The 18344-nt window shown below is 42.0% G+C and carries 16 protein-coding genes and 1 riboswitch; of the genes, 1 reads left to right on the forward strand and 15 read right to left on the reverse strand.

Annotated features, from left to right (window positions below):
- The 6 genes from dtd to DMZ48_RS07695 all read right to left on the reverse strand — a co-directional run bounded on the left by dtd (nt 1) and on the right by DMZ48_RS07695 (nt 5453).
- Nucleotides 1-453: a D-aminoacyl-tRNA deacylase gene (dtd, locus tag DMZ48_RS07670; RefSeq protein WP_143954538.1), complete on the reverse strand. Its 453-nt coding sequence runs from the start codon at nt 451-453 to the stop codon at nt 1-3.
- Nucleotides 454-472: 19 nt separating this feature from the next.
- On the reverse strand, nt 473-1420 hold the full coding sequence (gene rsgA, locus DMZ48_RS07675; protein ID WP_143954539.1) for a ribosome small subunit-dependent GTPase A: 948 nt from the start codon (nt 1418-1420) through the stop codon (nt 473-475).
- An 80-nt stretch (nt 1421-1500) separates the two neighbouring features.
- Nucleotides 1501-2583, reverse strand: a complete 1083-nt coding sequence (locus DMZ48_RS07680; protein WP_143954540.1) for a bifunctional 3-deoxy-7-phosphoheptulonate synthase/chorismate mutase type II — start codon at nt 2581-2583, stop codon at nt 1501-1503.
- A 9-nt stretch (nt 2584-2592) separates the two neighbouring features.
- Complete coding sequence (locus DMZ48_RS07685; protein WP_143954541.1) at nt 2593-3453, reverse strand: prephenate dehydrogenase; 861 nt, start codon at nt 3451-3453, stop codon at nt 2593-2595.
- A 3-nt stretch (nt 3454-3456) separates the two neighbouring features.
- Nucleotides 3457-4629: a pyridoxal phosphate-dependent aminotransferase gene (locus DMZ48_RS07690; RefSeq protein WP_143954542.1), complete on the reverse strand. Its 1173-nt coding sequence runs from the start codon at nt 4627-4629 to the stop codon at nt 3457-3459.
- The gene (locus DMZ48_RS07695; RefSeq protein ID WP_143954543.1) at nt 4629-5453 is read right to left on the reverse strand and encodes a prephenate dehydratase; all 825 of its coding nucleotides are present in this window, start codon (nt 5451-5453) and stop codon (nt 4629-4631) included. Before DMZ48_RS07695 ends, DMZ48_RS07690 begins: the two co-directional genes overlap by 1 nt.
- Nucleotides 5454-5784: 331 nt before the next feature.
- Here DMZ48_RS07695 and gldA point away from each other — a divergent pair, with 331 nt between their 5' ends.
- A complete protein-coding gene (gene gldA / locus DMZ48_RS07700) occupies nt 5785-6687 on the forward strand; it encodes a gliding motility-associated ABC transporter ATP-binding subunit GldA (RefSeq protein ID WP_143954544.1) in 903 nt (300 codons plus the stop codon).
- On the opposite strand, the gene DMZ48_RS07705 is transcribed toward gldA, so the two are convergent.
- The 9 genes from DMZ48_RS07705 to DMZ48_RS07745 form a co-directional block, all read right to left on the reverse strand.
- The gene (locus DMZ48_RS07705) at nt 6678-7427 is read right to left on the reverse strand and encodes a head GIN domain-containing protein (protein ID WP_143954545.1); all 750 of its coding nucleotides are present in this window, start codon (nt 7425-7427) and stop codon (nt 6678-6680) included. The genes gldA and DMZ48_RS07705 overlap by 10 nt on opposite strands.
- 10 nt (nt 7428-7437) lie before the next feature.
- On the reverse strand, nt 7438-8538 hold the full coding sequence (locus DMZ48_RS07710; RefSeq protein ID WP_143954546.1) for an acyloxyacyl hydrolase: 1101 nt from the start codon (nt 8536-8538) through the stop codon (nt 7438-7440).
- A gap of 23 nt (nt 8539-8561) precedes the next feature.
- On the reverse strand, nt 8562-9518 hold the full coding sequence (gene metF / locus DMZ48_RS07715) for a methylenetetrahydrofolate reductase [NAD(P)H] (protein WP_143954547.1): 957 nt from the start codon (nt 9516-9518) through the stop codon (nt 8562-8564).
- A 76-nt stretch (nt 9519-9594) separates the two neighbouring features.
- Nucleotides 9595-12285, reverse strand: coding sequence for a methionine synthase (gene metH, locus DMZ48_RS07720; protein ID WP_143954548.1), 2691 nt, complete (start codon nt 12283-12285; stop codon nt 9595-9597).
- 93 nt (nt 12286-12378) lie between these two features.
- Nucleotides 12379-13395 carry a homocysteine S-methyltransferase family protein gene (locus DMZ48_RS07725; RefSeq protein ID WP_143954549.1) on the reverse strand — a complete coding sequence of 339 codons (1017 nt, stop codon included), beginning with the start codon at nt 13393-13395 and terminating at the stop codon, nt 12379-12381.
- Nucleotides 13396-13518: 123 nt separating this feature from the next.
- Nucleotides 13519-13618, reverse strand: a riboswitch (SAM riboswitch).
- Between the two features lie 126 nt (nt 13619-13744).
- Complete coding sequence (locus DMZ48_RS07730; RefSeq protein WP_143954550.1) at nt 13745-14800, reverse strand: NAD(P)/FAD-dependent oxidoreductase; 1056 nt, start codon at nt 14798-14800, stop codon at nt 13745-13747.
- A 3-nt stretch (nt 14801-14803) separates the two neighbouring features.
- Nucleotides 14804-15382 carry a precorrin-2 dehydrogenase/sirohydrochlorin ferrochelatase family protein gene (locus DMZ48_RS07735; protein ID WP_143954551.1) on the reverse strand — a complete coding sequence of 193 codons (579 nt, stop codon included), beginning with the start codon at nt 15380-15382 and terminating at the stop codon, nt 14804-14806.
- Nucleotides 15383-15394: 12 nt separating this feature from the next.
- Nucleotides 15395-16201, reverse strand: coding sequence for a uroporphyrinogen-III C-methyltransferase (gene cobA / locus DMZ48_RS07740; RefSeq protein WP_242009151.1), 807 nt, complete (start codon nt 16199-16201; stop codon nt 15395-15397).
- Nucleotides 16164-18263: a HEPN domain-containing protein gene (locus DMZ48_RS07745; RefSeq protein ID WP_143954552.1), complete on the reverse strand. Its 2100-nt coding sequence runs from the start codon at nt 18261-18263 to the stop codon at nt 16164-16166. Before DMZ48_RS07745 ends, cobA begins: the two co-directional genes overlap by 38 nt.
- Between the last annotated feature and the right edge of the window lie 81 nt (nt 18264-18344).

The raw sequence follows: 18344 nt of genomic DNA on the forward strand, positions 1-18344 counted from the left end.
TTAAAATTTATTTTTACTGTCTATGATGATGGTTACGGGTCCATCATTGATGAGTGCCACCTTCATATCGGCTCCGAATTCACCAGTCCCTACAGTTTTCCCGGAAAAGTCCTGAAGAACAGCCACAAAACGTTCGTATAATGGGATAGCAACCTCTGGTTTAGCAGCTTTTATGTAAGACGGCCGATTACCTTTTTTCGTTGATGCATGCAGGGTAAACTGGCTTACAACGATCATTTCACCATCGACATCCAGTACCGATAGATTCATTACCCCATTCTCATCATTAAAAATACGCAACCCACATACTTTTTTGCAAAGCCATACTATATCCTCCTCACTATCAGATTCTTCAATTCCCAACAAAATCAACAATCCTTTTCCGATCGAAGACCTAACGGTACTATTTATGGTGACACTCGCTTCACTCACCCGTTGAATTACAATTCGCATATAAAATGATTGAATTTGATTATTCCCCGTAAAGATCTATTCGATAATTCTCTTCTTCACCTTCGAGGATCTGTATGTAGCTTTTATATCTTGACCAGGCAACTTCACCCTTCTCCAGCGCATCCTTCACCGCACAATGCGGTTCATCCAGATGCAAACAATTATTAAATTTACAGGAAGATTTCAAAGCAAAGAATTCGGGGAAATAATCGCCTATCTCATCCTTTTCCATATCAACGATCCCAAATCCTTTGATTCCGGGTGTATCGATGATTCGTGCACCAAAATCCAGATCGAACATTTCTGCAAAAGTTGTGGTATGTTGACCTTGCTTATGTTGTTCAGAGATCTCAGAGGTTTTCAGTTCGAGACCAGGCTGCAACACATTGATAAGGGTTGATTTCCCGACGCCTGAATGTCCGGAAAACATACAGGTCTTGCCTTTCATGAGCTCCCTAAGTTCCTCGGTATGCTCCATATTGATGGCGGATATCTTTAAATGTCCGTATCCGATAGCATCGTAAATCGATATCAAATATTCGATCTCGGCAAGTTCATCTAAATTATAGGTATCCATTTTATTGAATAACAGGAACGGAGTCACATCGTATGCTTCTGCAGTTACGAGAAACCGGTCTATAAAATCGGTATAGGTCTTTGGATTGTTCAAAGTAACCATCAGAAATGCCAGATCGACATTCGCTGCTATAATGTGGGTACGCTTTGACAATTTTACCGACTTCCTTATTACATAATTCTTACGATCATGAATATAACTGATAACACCGATGGTTTCATCTCCGATTTCCTCCAACTCAAAATCAACAACATCGCCTACAGAAACCGGATTTGTACTTTTAATACCCTTGATCCGAAATTTTCCTTTGATCCGGCAATTATAATAAACACCGTCAACTGCCTTTACGACATACCAGCTACCTGTTGATTTATATACTGTTCCAGTCATACTCTTTTAATTCCTGCAAAAATAGACATTCTTTCTGCAACATACAGAAAAACAAAGGCCCCGTTCGGGGCCAGTTATTTTTATCTTTTAAGAATCTTTTCCTGATGGTTAATGGATTCCTGGTGGATCGCCTTGAAAATTCTAAGAACAAACTCTTCACTAAGTCCGCGCTGTTCACCTTCAAGAATCATTTTCCCTAAGATCTCATTCCATCGTTTCGACTGAAGAACCGCAACGTTTTTCGATTTCTTAAGTCCACCGATCTCATCAGCTATTCGCATACGCTTTCCTAAGGTATCGATAAGACTATTATCGATAACATCGATCTGAGCTCTAAGAAGATTTAGCTTAGAATTGTATTCTGCTTCCTCATCAGTCTCTTTACGGATCTTAAGATCTTTCATGATCTGAACAAGACGCTCCGGAGTCACTTGTTGCGCGGCATCACTCCAGGCATTATCCGGATCACAGTGCGTTTCGATCATCAATCCGTCGAAATTAAGATCCAAAGCAGTTTGAGAAACATCAAAAATCATATCTCGCTTCCCAGTGATATGCGACGGATCACAGATCAAAGGAAGGTCAGGGAATTTATTTTGAAGTTCGATTGCCAGCTGCCACTCCGGAATATTACGATACTTACTTTTTTCATAGGTAGAGAATCCTCTATGGATCACACCCAGATTCTTGATATCGCTCTTGTAAAGTCTTTCAACACCACCTAACCATAACGACAGGTCCGGATTAACAGGGTTCTTCAGTAAGATGATCTTGTCGGTACCTTTAAGAGCGTCAGCGATATCCTGAACGATAAACGGACTAACGGTAGAGCGAGCCCCGATCCAAAGGATATCGATATCATGCTCAAGCGCAAGTTCCACATGAGCTCTGTTCGCAACCTCAGTAGCGGTTTTTAAACCTGTTTCCTCTTTTACTTTCTGCAACCACTTTAGTCCTATAGCACCAACACCTTCGAAGTTACCTGGTCTTGTTCTTGGTTTCCAAATCCCGGCTCTGAAGTAATTTACGTCAGTATCTTTTAAAGAGTGAGCAATTTTTAATACCTGATCTTCTGTTTCTGCACTACATGGCCCTGCTATAACCAGGGGATGATCCAGGTTAAGTTCATCTAACCATGTTCTCAATACGGGTGAATTTTCCATCGTTTTTAGTTACGTTGTTTTAATTGAAATTCCTTTTAATATATCTTTTATTCTATTTGTATCTGCCATTTCACGGTAAATAGCATCGAAATCTTCTTTTTCCATGAGATCCTTGAACTGCTGAAGATTCTGGATATATTCATCCAGTGTCTCGATCACATTCTCTTTGTTGAGTTCAAAGATAGGTTGCCACATCGCCGGAGAACTTTTCGCAAGTCTTACCGTACTTTCGAAACCACTTCCCGCCATATCGAAGATATCACGTTCGTTCTTTTCTTTCTCTATAACGGTCTTCCCCAACATGAAGGAACTGATATGTGATAGATGAGAAACATAAGCTATATGTTTATCATGAGCGTTCGGCTCCATATAACGGATTCTCATACCCAGATCATAAAAGATCTTCATCGCTTTTTCCTGTAATTTGAAAGCGGTCTTTTCCACCTCACAAATGATATTGGTCTTTCCTTTGTACAGATTCGGTATCGCAGCGGAAGGACCGGAGTATTCTGTACCTGCTATCGGATGAGTAGCAAGAAAATTTCTCCGACGGGGATGCTCACTCAACAAAGAGCAGATATTTGATTTTGTCGAACCCACATCGATCACCAGTGCTTCATCATTCACCTTCTCCAATACTTCCGGCACTACTTTCAATGCAGCATTTACCGGAACTGAGACGATGACCATATCTGCTTTATGGAGCTCATCAAATTCAGCTTTCTCATCGATCAGTCCGAGCGTCAAGGCTTCATCCAGGTGATCCGGATTATTATCGATTCCGAAAATTCTGAAATCCTCATTCAGATTCCGGATATCGATCGCCATCGAACCTCCAATAAGCCCTAATCCTATTACAAACAAATTCATATGCTATTCTTGTATACTTACTTTTGCATGTTTAATTCTTTCTATCGCCTCTTCGATCTTATCTTCTTTCACACAAAGGGAGAAGCGAATATATCCTTCACCGTTTTTTCCGAAGATTGTACCTGGGGTAATAAATACATTTTGTTCCTGCAGAATCTTATCGATGTAAGCTTCTGCCGAGGTAACACCCTTCGGTAATTTGGCCCATACGAACATTCCTGTAGCATCTTTGCTATACTCACAGCCTAGCTCTTCACATAGTTTATAGATCAGCTTTCTCCTTTTATGGTAAATTCTGTTGAGATCAGCATACCATTGTGAAGAAAGCTCAAGTGCCTTCACAGCTCCTTTCTGAATTCCATAGAACATCCCGCTATCCATATTGCTTTTCACTTTGAGTACAGCATCGATCAGTGAACTTGCTCCCAGAACGAAACCAACACGCCAACCCGCCATATTAAAGGTCTTACTTAGGGAATTCAACTCAAGCACGACCCCTGCAGCTCCGGGCACCTCCAGTATACTTACCGGCTCATTATTCAGCACAAAACTGTAAGGGTTATCATTAACAAGCAAAATATCATGCTTTCTTGCAAAGGCGATTATTTTAGCAAAATCTTCTGTGGTTGCCACTGCCCCCGTAGGCATATGCGGATAACTTAGCCACATAATTTTGACCTTACTCAGGTCTTGTTTTTCAAGCGCCTCCAGATCAGGCAACCATCCATTTTCAGCAACCAGATCATAATATCTCGGTTCTGCTTCCACCAATCGGGTTACCGAGGTATACGTTGGATATCCTGGATCCGGGATAAGTACCTCATCACCCTTATTCAGGAAAGCCATGGAGATATGCATAATCCCCTCTTTAGAACCCATAAGTGGAAGAATCTCTTTATCCGGATCAAGTTCCACCTGAAAGAATCGCTTGTAAAACTTCGCAACACCCTGACGTAATTCAGGAAGGCCCTGATAATTTTGATACTGATGGGCATTACTGTCTTCCAGCGCATGTACAAGCGCATCCATCACTACAGGTGCAGGAGCGAGGTCCGGACTTCCGATCCCCATATTGATCACCGGTTTACCTTCGGCAACCATAGCTCTCACCTCTCTCAGTTTTCTTGAGAAATAATACTCCTCAATATGACCCAGTCGATCTGCTGTTGCTATCATTATTTTGCATTTTTATATTCACCATGTACTTTAAACTGTTCTGCCATAATCTTCAGAATAGCCTTTGCTTTTTCAAAATCCGCATAACGATCGAAGGTCACATCCACGAAAAAGGCATATTTCCATGGAGTCTCGATCTTCGGAAGGGATTGAATCTTCGTCAAACTCAGTTTGCAATCACTCATTACATTGAGTACTGCCGCAAGGCTGCCTCTTTTATGATCCAATTCAAATTGTAAAGACGCCTTATTGATCGCTTCCTGCGGTATCACAGAATTCTGCCGTTGCACGATCACGAAACGCGTTGCATTATTCTTGATCGTCTGGATCTCAGAAGCCAGAATATTCAAGTCAAAGATCTCGGCAGCGGTCCGGCTGGCAATAGCACCTACCCCACTCAATTTATTAGTATGAATCCTTCTGGCCGTTTCAGCGGTATCAGCATCCTCCACAAGTTTGATATGGGGATAATCTTTAAAGAACTTTTTACATTGCAATAAAGCCATGGGGTGCGAAAAGACCTCTCGAATATCTCCGATCGACTGACCGTTCAATGCCATCAGATTATGATGTACATTAATATAATGCTCTCCGATGATATGTAACTTATTAGCATCGATCAAAGCATAGTTCGGGATTATGGACCCGGCAATGGAGTTCTCGATAGCCATAACCGCACTTTCGGCACGACCATCAAACAAGCTTTCCACCAGATCATCGAAAGATAAACACTCGACTACAGACACATCAGTACCGAAATATTCCTTGGCTACCTGATGGTGGAATGACCCTAAAACTCCCTGAATTGCAATATTTTTACTCATTTTATGATAAAAAAAAAGTCCCGATCTAAACCGGGACTTCATATATATTGTTAATCACAAATAACTATACAGGTCCCTGTTCCTCCTTAAAAAAATAAAAGAAGAAATAAAAAGACGACCAGATATAAAAATTTGTATTCATGTGTTACTTAATTCGTTGCTAATGTAATTATTAATTTTTAATCTCAAAGTCTTAATTCAAATTTTTATACATTTCATGAAAAAAGTTAACAATAATGTCACAAATTGAAATATTACTGATTTTTAAAGGTTAATTTTTAAGTATAATACGTCGGAATAAATCCTATTTTTACCCAAAATAATTTCAGGTATGTCCATCACAGTTCAGAACATCACAAAAACCTACGGACTTCAAAAGGCACTTAACGAGGTGTCCTTCGAATTGAAGAAAGGCGAAGTGGTTGGATTCCTTGGGCCTAACGGCGCCGGAAAGTCCACGTTGATGAAAATACTTACCACCTACCTTCAACCTGATTCCGGATCAGCTAAGGTGGCAGGACATGACATTGCTGAAGACACAATTTCCGTACGAAAAAATATCGGCTATCTCGCTGAGCATAATCCGTTGTATCTGGATATGTATGTAAAGGAATATCTGAATTTTCAGGCTGATGCCTATAAGGTATCTAAGTCCCGGGTTGCAGCTGTAATAGAGCAAACCGGACTCACGCCGGAAGCAGGTAAAAAGATCAAGGCACTTTCGAAAGGATACCGTCAACGTGTTGGTCTCGCAGCAGCACTCTTACACGACCCTGAAGTACTGATCCTGGACGAACCTACCACTGGCCTTGACCCCAATCAACTTATCGAAATCCGTGAACTGATCAGAGGTATTGGAAGATCGAAGACCATTTTACTCTCCACACATATCATGCAGGAAGTTGAAGCGGTTTGTGATCGCGTTATCTTCATCAAAAAAGGAACCATCGTTGCCGATAAAAATCTAGACACCCTTAAAAAGGATCAGGAACAGATTCTGGAAGTTGCCTTTGATTACCGAATTGAAGAAGTACTTTTACAAAACTTACCGCATGTGAACCGAGTTCATAACATTACAGGATTTGTTTATGAAATCCATTTCAGCACAAGGGAAGATATGCGTCCTAAAGTATTTGATTTCGCCTATGACAACGGACTAAAGATCTTGCAGCTGAATCAGAAGAATAAGAACCTCGAAAAGCTATTCTTCGAGCTGACTTCCGATCATTCGTAGATCAAACGCCCCCGATAGTGTTCCTGCACCTCAACGACTTCCGGTCTGCTGACAACGATAACATTACCGGTTCCAAAAAGATCCCCTATTAAGGAATTGATCGGATTCACGATGATATCATTGGATCCTCTATGATAGATATTCACAGATGCCGCCTCCAGATCACGACCTTCAAAACGAGAATTCCCTGAAGCAAAATTCAGATTCAACTGTTCACATTGACCGGAGATATATGCATTGGCGAGACTGTTAAAGGTTACACTCAAACGATCGACATCCACATCGAGATAGAACTCTCCATCGGTGCGATAATCCGGCATCTGAAAATTCTCTGACAAAAGGGTCAAAGATTCAAAACGCAGGATTCCTTCTGAACGAACATCGAACTGTGTAGAACTTCGAATTTCCGTAAGCTCGGGAGCATCCACATAAATAATCGTTTCACCATAATCGCGAACCCAGTTACAGGTATTATTCATACTCAGAATCAATTGCCCCGCTACTACCTTCGCATCCACATCAGCGATCAGATTTTCCCCGGTTTCCACGGTAACCTTATAACGCTCCTGCTGCCGCACCACCAACCGTAATCCCTCGTTGACAAGTATGGAAGAAAAAGATTCCGTAAGTCGTTCCTCAGTAATGGTCTTTCCGGCAGTTTTCAGGCAGTCCGGTGCCTTTTCACTATCACAGGATAGCAAAACCAGAACAAACAAACCCAACAGAATTACCTTTTTCATCTTCTCCAAACTATATTCGTATTCCGATTCCAAGTTCCACCGCTTCCGCTTTGGCTCCATGTGCTTTCAGCGTAATCGCCCCGAAAATTCGATCTCCGAAATATCTTTTCAGGCCTGCCCTAAGGTAAGTGCGACCTTCGAAATCATACGGGTAATACACATAGTATCCAAACTGAGTCACTACAGATAATTTATTAATAAACAATTCGTGACCGGCAAAGAGTCCTACACGCTTATAATCCTCACTCCCCGTGAGGCCGTCTTCAGGAAAAGCGATCGACCTGTACCTGATCAATTCTTTCAGAAAATTGGAATAGAAAACATCCGTACCTAATTGAAACGCACTTTTCTTATTGATCCTTTTATCAGCATATGCCGAAAAAACATAAAATGCATACTGACCTGAATCGATGATATCACTTTCATTGATCCCACTGCGAAAAACAAAATTAAATCGTACCCGCTCTGCCAACCGGTTACTCATCCGTTCAAGATTCCTCTCCAAGGGTTCTGCATCCAATTGATAATTAAGTCCGACACTTACCGTGATAGAATTCACGCTGGTATTGGGGGCTTTGACATTAGCGTTGGAATAATGGATCAGTGAGAGTCCTGCCTGTCCACCCCATCTGCCTGCAATTCTTTCCTTCTTGTATTGCAGCATCATCATCGTACTACTAAGAATTTGAGTTCCAAATGCAATATTTCTGTAATTTTCCTCCTTATCGTAAGGATGCGTGGTATAAGCAAGCCCCTGACCAATACGCCACATAAGATTTCTGTTCAGGAAATAAAAGTTATAATGAGCATACAACCCAAAATTCTCCCCCAAATATTCATTCTTAAGATTCTGGTAAGTAAAAGTTACTCCGTAATCCGGATAATTATAAAGCGAATGCCAATCTTCACTACCATCTGTTTTCCGATTCCAGGAAATGATCAGGCCTTCAGGGTGACCAGTGATGAGATGCAGGATATCGTAATTATGTTTCGCTATATTTCCTTTGAAATAACTAACATCGATATCCCCATAATACTTTTGTTCCTGGCCATTTACAAAAACGGTCAGGAACAAAAAGAAGATTATTGGAAAAAATCCGAATCGAGCCATCGGATTCAAAAGTAAGGCTAATTTTAGAAAATCGCCGAAGCGATCGCATGTATATTGTCAGATTTACCCATTGAGTAATAATGCAATACAGGTACTCCGGCAGCTTTCAATTCTTTCGATTGCTGAATACACCATTCTACCCCTACCTGACGGACCTCACTATTCGTTTTACACTGCTCAACTGCCCTTATCAATTCCTCAGGAAGGTCGATCTTAAATACATGGGGTAACAACTGAAGATGCCTCTTTACTGCAAGGGGTTTAATCCCCGGAATAATGGGTACATTGATTCCCATTTCACGAGCCTTAGCTACGAAATCAAAATACGCCTGATTATTGAAGAACATTTGTGTAACCACATAATCGGCTCCCTGCTCAACCTTTATTTTTAATTTTTTAAGATCAGATTCGAGTGAAGGAGCTTCCATATGCTTTTCAGGATAACCCGCTACTCCAATACAAAACTCCGATAATATTCCCGAATCGATGGTTTCATGAAGATACTGCCCCTTACTAAGGTCTTTGATCTGCTTAACAAGGTCAGAAGCATACGCATGTCCTCCATCTGTTTTCTCAAAATAGCGCTGATGTTTCATGGCATCACCCCGTAATGCCATTACATTTTCAATACCGAGGTACTGGCAATCCACCAAAAGATATTCAGTTTCTTCTCGCGTAAAACCACCACATAACACATGAGGTACGGTATCCACATCATATTTATGTTTGATAGAAGCACAGATTCCAACGGTTCCCGGACGCATTCTGGTGATCTTTCTTTCGAGTAACCCATCGTTGCGTTCGATATAAACAAACTCTTCTCTGGAAGTGGTAACATCGATAAATGGCGGATTGAATTCCATCAACGGATCTATATTCTTATATAGTTCTTCGATATTACTTCCCTTCTGCGGTGGTACTATCTCAAAGGAGAATAGGGTTTTCCCCTTTGCCTGTTCGATATGTTCGGTAACTTTCATCGGTATTCATTAGGCTTTCAAAATACGATCAATGAAGCCTGATTTTTTTATTATTAATTTATCTCTTGAACGCTGTTTATTGAGCATCGATATTCGGATTCAACCATTTAACAGCCTCTTCCAGACTGATATTTCTTCGTTTGGCATAATCCTTCACCTGATCCATCTTTATTTTCCCAAGCCCGAAATACCTGCTTTCAGGATTTGCAAAATAATATCCTGAAACCGAGGATGCAGGCCACATAGCCAAACTTTCAGTAAGCTTAACCCCGATCCTTTCTTCCACGTCCAGCAAATTCCAGATCACATTTTTTTCAAGGTGATCCGGGCAGGCAGGATATCCGGGTGCAGGTCTGATCCCTTCGTAGGCTTCTTTGATCAATTCTTCGTTGCTCAGGGTTTCATTTTTCATATAACCCCAGATCTCCTTACGAACTCTTTCATGCAAATACTCCGCAAAAGCTTCAGCAAACCTGTCTGCCAGTGCCTTGATCATTATCGAGTTATAATCATCATGATCCGCCTCGAATTCAGCAGCCTTCTCATCAACACCGAATCCGGTAGTAACACAGAACGCTCCCATATAATCTGTTTTTCCGGATTCTTTGGGCGCAATAAAATCAGCCAGAGCAATATTAGGGGCTCCTTTAGTCTTTTGAGACTGTTGTCGGAGCGTCAGGAAACGCTGTATCTCCTTGCCTTGCTCATCAAACAATGCTATATCGTCATCATTCACCTGATTTGCAGGAAAGATCCCAAGTACTGCCTCCGCTTTAAGCCATTTCTCCGTCAAGATCTCATCCAGCATATTTTTTGCATCGGAAAATAATTCTTTTGCCTGTTGCCCTACGACTTCATCTTCAAATATCGCCGGATATTTACCATGCAGTTCCCAGGAACGGAAAAATGGGGTCCAGTCTATATAAGGTACTAATGCATCCAGTTCCACCTGAACGGTTCTTACACCAGTAAACCCAGGTTGAGCCGGCGAATACGAATCCCAATCTATGGTAAATTTATTAGCGCGCGCCTCTTCAATGGTCAGATAGTTCTTTACCTTAGATCGATTCAGATAGGCATCGCGAAGTTTATCATATTCTAACCTGATCCCGTTGCGATAATCGATCCCAGATTTTTTGTTCAGCAGATTTCCTGCAACGGTTACCGCTCTTGAGGCATCGTTAACATGCACCACAGTATTGGAATATTCCGGAGCTATCTTAACTGCAGTATGCGCCCTTGAGGTCGTAGCTCCACCGATCATTACCGGAATGGAAACATTGATCTTTTCGAGTTCTTTAGCAAGATATACCATCTCATCAAGAGAAGGTGTGATGAGTCCGCTCAAACCGATGATATCCACTTGTTCTTTCAAAGCAGTCTCTATGATACGTTCCGGTGGCACCATCACTCCGAGATCGATGATCTCAAAATTATTACATCCCAAAACAACACTCACGATATTCTTACCGATATCATGTACATCTCCTTTAACTGTAGCCATCAACACCTTACCGGCAGACCTTGAATCCTCATCCTTATCTTCTTCGATATATGGCAATAAATATGCAACGGCCTTTTTCATCACCCGTGCAGATTTCACCACCTGAGGAAGGAACATCTTTCCACTTCCAAAGAGGTCACCAACCACATTCATACCATTCATCAGAAAACCTTCGATCACCTCAATAGGTTTATCGGAACTCAATCGGGCTTCTTCTGCATCCTGTTCAATAAACTCATCAAGCCCTTTTACCAACGCGTGGGTGATCCTATCCTGTAACGGCAACCCTCTCCATTCCTGTGCTTGCTTTTCATTGACCTTTACATTACCTTTTACCTTTTCAGCATAATCCAGCAATCTTTCAGTCGCATCATCCCGGCGGTCAAGTAATACATCCTCCACATAGTCCAGTAATTCCTTTGGAATCTCGTCATAAACTTCCAGCATCTCCGGATTTACGATACCCATGGTCATCCCATGTTTAATGGCGTGATAAAGAAAGGCGGCATTGATCGCCTCTCTCACCACATTATTCCCGCGGAAGGAAAACGAAACATTACTCACACCTCCACTCACGTGTGCATACGGAAGATTCTCCCGGATCCATTGGGTGGCGCGGAAGAAATCAAGGGCATTTAATCTATGCTCTTCCATTCCGGTTGCCACAGGAAATATATTGGGGTCAAAAATGATATCCTGCGGAGGAAAATTCACTTTCTCCACCAGAATATCATACGATCTTTTACATATTTCTATTCTTCGTTCATAATTATCCGCTTGACCTTTTTCATCAAAAGCCATTACGATGACCGCAGCGCCATAACGCAGTATCTTTTTTGCATGCTCGATGAACTTCTCCTCACCTTCTTTAAGACTGATGGAGTTCACCACGCTTTTTCCCTGAACAACTTTAAGTCCGGCCTCGATTATCTCCCATTTGGAACTATCGATCATGATCGGTACTCTTGCAATATCAGGTTCAGAGGCGATTAGATTAAGGAAAGTTACCATAGCCTTTTCTCCATCGAGCATTCCTTCATCCATATTCACATCGATGATCTGCGCTCCTCCTTCCACCTGTCCGCGAGCCACATCAAGAGCTTCATCGAACTTCTCTTCTTTGATCAATCGAAGAAAGCGGCGGGAACCGGTAACATTGGTTCTTTCTCCCACGTTGATAAAATTGCTTTCGGCGGTTACCACAAGTGGCTCCAGACCGGAAAGCATCAAATGGGGGGGTTTATGTGATCGACTGGGTTTCATCAGGTTATTTTATGGTGTTTCTTTAACGGTTCAGGTCTGTCAGGACCCTGTATTTCTTACTTTATTCTGTTGTTCTATTTCGGGGGATCTATCTCAGACTGCCATGCTATTTCTGGACTCATATTCCGCAACCGCATCGGCGATCGATCTTATATGTTCCGGGGTGGTTCCACAGCAACCTCCTATGATATTTACCACATTTGCCTCGAGATACTGTCTGATCAAAGCCTGCATCTCTGCAGCGGTTTGGTCGTATTCACCAAAATGATTTGGCAATCCCGCATTTGGATGTGCAGATATAAAGAAATCAGATTTTTGTGCCAAGGTTTTAACATAGGGTAGCAATTGATCCGCTCCTAAAGCACAATTGAATCCGACACTTAATAAAGGTAAATGTGAAATCGAGATCAGAAAGGCTTCTGCAGTCTGCCCTGATAAGGTTCTGCCGGAAGCATCCGTGATAGTACCACTAACCATGATCGGTATGTGTATACCCTTTTGTTCTTTGACCTCTTCAATGGCAAAAAGTGCTGCTTTTGCATTCAGGGTATCGAAAACCGTCTCTACAAGAAGTACATCAGCACCTCCATCGACTAACGCTTCCGCCTGTTGCTTATAGGCCTTTCTCAATTCATCGAAAGATACGGCTCGATATCCCGGATCATTAACGTCCGGCGACATACTTGCAGTTTTATTCGTCGGCCCCATTGCCCCTGCCACAAAACGAGGTTTATTTGGATTTTTAGCAGTGTACTCATCCGCAACGCGACGGGCTATTCGTGCACTCTCATAATTGAGTTCGTAAACATATTCTTCAAGCTCATAATCAGCCATGGCAATCGTAGTACCGGAGAACGTATTGGTTTCAATAATATCTGCTCCTGCTTCCAGGTATTTCGCATGAATCTCGGCTATTGCCTCAGGCTGTGTCAATGACAAAAGATCATTATTCCCTTTTTGTGGTTGTGACACCTCTGTAAAACGGTTGCCACGAAAGTCGGTTTCGGAGAAATTATAACGCTGCAGCATAGTTCCCATAGCACCGTCCAGCACCAGGATTCTATCTTTCAACACTTCTTCAATCGCTCTCTTTTTCTCAATCTGACTCATGATCAATTAATTATTAGTAATCGGAATTACGCCGATTTCGCAACCATTTTATCTTCGACGCTGCCAAAGACAAGGTAATTATCAATTATATCGTATCAAGAAAAATAGGGAAAACTGCCGGAGTTGTTATCTTTCCTAGTTTGGTAGAATGTAGCACCTTCTCTGGAGCAGAGGGTTGCTAAGGCTTCAACGGGTCTAATCCCTTCACCTTTCTTGATAACTTCATAATAAAAATGAACTTTGGTGCAAATATAATGACAATTGTCAGGTAGACAAACCTAACTGCCAATATTCCTGCACCAAAGCTGAAAACAATTACGGTTTCTATATTCAACCGTTTACATTAAAACTAAACAATGCTTTTTACAACTTCTTTCTTTGCTTCTTTTTTTGTACCATCAAATCCCTGAACACCACCAACTGTGGTATATTTCATCACATAACGTTTATCGGGATGAATCACCTGATAGGCACTTTGACACATAATTGCGGCCTCATGGAAACCGGAAAGAATAAGTTTTAATTTACCCGGATAGGTATTGACATCTCCAATGGCATAGATACCCGGTATATTGGTAGCATAATCATAGGCATTATTCACCTTGATCGCATTTTTTTCAATTTCAAGTCCCCAGTCACCGATCGGACCTAATTTCGGAGAAAGTCCAAACAACGGTATAAAATGATCTGCCTGGATATGAGATTCTCCATCTTTAAGATGCTTAACGGTTACGGCTTCCAGCTGATGCTCTCCGAAAAGACCGGTAACCTCAGCTTCAGTGATCAGTTCGATCTTTCCTCTCTTGGAAAGCTCTGCAACCTTCTCTACAGAATCAAGTGCTCCACGGAATTCATTTCTTCTGTGAACCAGGTAAACCTCACTGGCAATGTCGGCCAGATAGATCGACCAATCCAGTGCTGAATCCCCTCCACCGGCGATAACCACTTTCTTGTTTCTGTAAACTTCAGGATCTTTAATGATATAAGAGACCCCGTTATCTTCATATTTAGCGATATTATCGATCAGGGGCTTACGCGGTTCAAAAGAACCGAGTCCGCCTGCAATTGCCACCACCGGAGCCTGATGCTGCGTTCCTTTATTCGTCGTAACGATAAAGGAACCATCTTCCTGCTTTTCGATGGTCTCAGCACGTTCACCCAGCGTATATCCGGGTTCAAACGGCCTGATCTGTTCCAATAGGTTCTTCACCAGATCACCTGCAAGTACCTCCGGAAATCCGGGGATATCATAGATCGGTTTCTTTGGATAGATCTCAGCACACTGCCCACCTGGCTGGGGTAATGCATCTATTAAATGACATTTCAATTTCAATAATCCGGCTTCAAAAACCGTAAATAGTCCGGTTGGACCTGCTCCTATAATCAGTATATCCGTCTTTATCATTCTTTAACTTTTTGAGATCAGACTTTTTGTAAATTCATTCAACTTTTCAACTTTCTCCTCGAAGTCACCTTTGATAGTGTTTCGGTAGGAATTCAGATTCTGTACAAAATCATCGATGTTCTCGGGAATAACCTCTTCAAAGAACTGACGAAGCCTTTTGGCTACAGTCGGGGATTTCCCATTGGTGGAAATGGCTATTTTGACATTTCCTTTGGTAACGATGCCTCCCATATAAAAATCACAATACGGAGGATTATCAGCTACATTCACCAAAACATTGCGGTCACGACAATCCTGGTACACCTGTATATTCACATCCACATTATCGGTGGTCGCAATTGCGATATGCTTTCCTTCGAGGTATTTCGGGTCATAGACATCCTTTATGAATTTAATCGAAACCGTTCCTTCCAGAGCGAGCAACTCCTGTTTGATCTCAGGCGCCACCACTGTAACATTAGCTCCCGGACTGGATTTCAAAAGGAAATGCAGTTTCTCCTCCGCGACATTCCCGCCGCCAACAATAAGGATGTTCAGTACATTTACTTTCAGAAATACAGGATAGAGCTCGTTAGTTTCCATGACCATCATTGATTATATAATCGAGTATTGATTCACTGCGGATTTGATCGAGATCAATCTTTCGCGCTGTTTAACAACGTCTCCTATAATGATCACTGCGGGATTACTGATATTGTTTTCCTTTACCAGATACTCGATATTTTCCACATTTCCAATTGCGAATCGTTCTTCCTTCTTAGTTCCATTTTGGATCACAGCAACTGCAACATCGTTTTTCCCTTCTGCTTTGAAGATCGAGGTGATCTCCGCCAGTTTACTCATTCCCATCAGGATCACCACCGTTGCATTTGACCCTGCCGCCAGACGAACATCATCGGATAATTTGTGATTCTTAGTCGTACCTGTGATCACCCAGAAACTTTCCGAAGCTCCACGATGTGTTAACGGTATTCCCTGCATACCGGGAACTGCCAACGCAGAAGAAATACCCGGAATAAACTCAGATATCACGCCATGTGCAGCGGCATAATTCAACTCTTCCATGCCGCGTCCGAAAACAAACGGATCACCACCTTTTAATCGCACTACATGTCCCGAGTGCTTAGCCCGTTCAACGATCAGTTCATTGATCTGTTGTTGCTCATAGGCTGCACACCCCTTGCGTTTACCCACATAGATGAGCTCTGCATAAAGCGGCGCATATTCCAACAATGCTGTATCGATAAGTGCATCGTAAAGAACCACATCTGCTCTTGAAAGTACTTTCAGACCTTTCACGGTAAGCAGGTCGGGATCTCCCGGACCAGCACCTACCAATGTCAATCTTGGCTGTATGTTCTTTTTATTCTGCATGCGATAGATCTTTTGCTCTGAAGGCATCTGCCTTTTTATAGAATGATGCAGCCTGATCGATATAGGCCTTGGCAAATGCTTCAGACGGCTCATTCTTATTGATCTGATATACCAGCTCATCAAAACTGCTATCCAGTGTTATTTTTCCATTGGCAACGAATTCTTCATCAAATCCGCTGATAATTCCGGCCTGGGTATTCGTTTTTACATCTTCAGCCGTCAATAGTGCTTTCGCCGTATTGACCATAGAGGCATAAGCATGATAGATACCATCAGCCCATTTCTTATTTTCAAAAGCTTCCCTCGCAAGGTCGAGCTTTTCTTCACTTTCAAAAAGAAGGGTTGCCACGAGATCGATGACCACACCGGCACATTCTCCGACTCCAACCTCCTGGACATATTTTGAATTATGTCCCCAATCAACAAAGTCTTCTTCCGCCAAATTATCAGTATCTGAAAGAGATTTCAGATATTCATAGAAATACAGCTGTTCCTTTCTGTCATAATAATTGAGGAAACTTTCTCCCAATGTTGCATTATCACGGAAATCATCAAGAATCAGACGCAAGGCCTGCGGACCTCTTTTCGAAGGGATCTTGATTACCTTATCGGCAAATCTTCCATTTCCTTCACCCAGAACTCCTCCACCTAACAGGATCTGTAACGCCGGCGCCACTTTTTTATCTTTGGTTCTTACCGACATTCCCTGAAAACCTATATGAGCCATATTATGTTGCCCACATGCATTCATACATCCACTGATCTTAATAGCGATATCGCGGTTATCAACATATTCGGGATATTCATTTTTTAGCACCTCTTCCAATACCACCGCTATCCCTGTACTACTGGCTATACCTAAATTACAGGTATCGGTTCCGGGGCATGCTGTAATATCTGCCGTAGAATTATACCCTAATTCGGTAAAGCCAAGCTCCTTAAGCTCAAGATAGAACAAAGGCAAAAACTCTTCCCGCACATGACGTATTAAAATATCCTGTCTAAGAGTTAGCCTCAATTCATTAGCTGCATAGTCTCTGATCAATTTCGCCAGTTTTCTCGCCTTATCGGTATAGAAATCGCCGAGATGCACCTTGATTCCGATAGCAAAAAGACCTTCTTGCTTTTGAGGAGATACATTGGCTTTTTTCCATCGTTCAAAGCCTTCCGTATCGACGAGTTTCACATCAGGCACCTTTTCGGAAAGAAATTCCGGATGTCCGTCAAAATCGTCGGTTTGAATAGGATATGTCTGATAAGCCAGTGCTTTGGTCTCCTCATCCACTAATTTAAGAAAAGCATCGATACCAATATCCTTAACGAGAAATTTCATTCTGGCTTTCAATCTTCTGGCTCTCTCGCCATGACGATCGAATATACGCAACACACTTTCTATAAAAGGTATCAACTTCTCAGACGGCAGGAATTCATAAACCACATCGGCATGACGAGGTTGAGACCCCAGTCCTCCTCCAAGCATCACTTTGAAGCCATGGATCCCATTTTCAATTCTGGGTATAAAACCAAGATCATGGATATAAGATAAGGCGGTATCTTTATCTGACGCTGAAAAGGAAATCTTAAACTTCCTTCCCATTTCCTGACAGATCGGATTCCTTAAAAAGAATTCAAAAACAGCATGTGCGTAAGGAGAAACATCAAAAGGTTCCTCGGGATCAATCCCGGCCTCCGCACTTGCAGTAACATTTCTTACCGTATTTCCGCAAGCCTCCCGTAACGTAACATCATCCTTTTCGAGTTGCGACCATAATTCGGGAGTCCGATCCAGGTCGACATAATGGATCTGAATATCCTGACGGGTTGTGATATGTAACCTACCTGTAGAATATTCATCAGACACGTCAGAAATTCGCAACAGCTGATCTCCGGTCACCTTTCCGTAAGGCAATTTTATCCGGATCATCTGAACTCCCTGTTGTCGCTGACCGTAGACTCCTCTGGCCAGTCTCAGACTCCTGAAACGTTCTTCATCAATCTTACCCTCATGAAACAGACGAATCTTTTTCTCTAACTCGAGAATATCTCTTTCAACAACGGGATTTTCAATCTCACTTCTAAAACTCTGCATAATACTCTACTTAATCGATAGGTTTTTAGTTTTATACGGCGAAGGTAAGATTATATTTTTAATAACCAAATATAAAATGAA

Source organism: Robertkochia solimangrovi, from assembly GCF_007279655.1.
Taxonomy (GTDB): Bacteria; Bacteroidota; Bacteroidia; order Flavobacteriales; family Flavobacteriaceae; genus Robertkochia; species Robertkochia solimangrovi.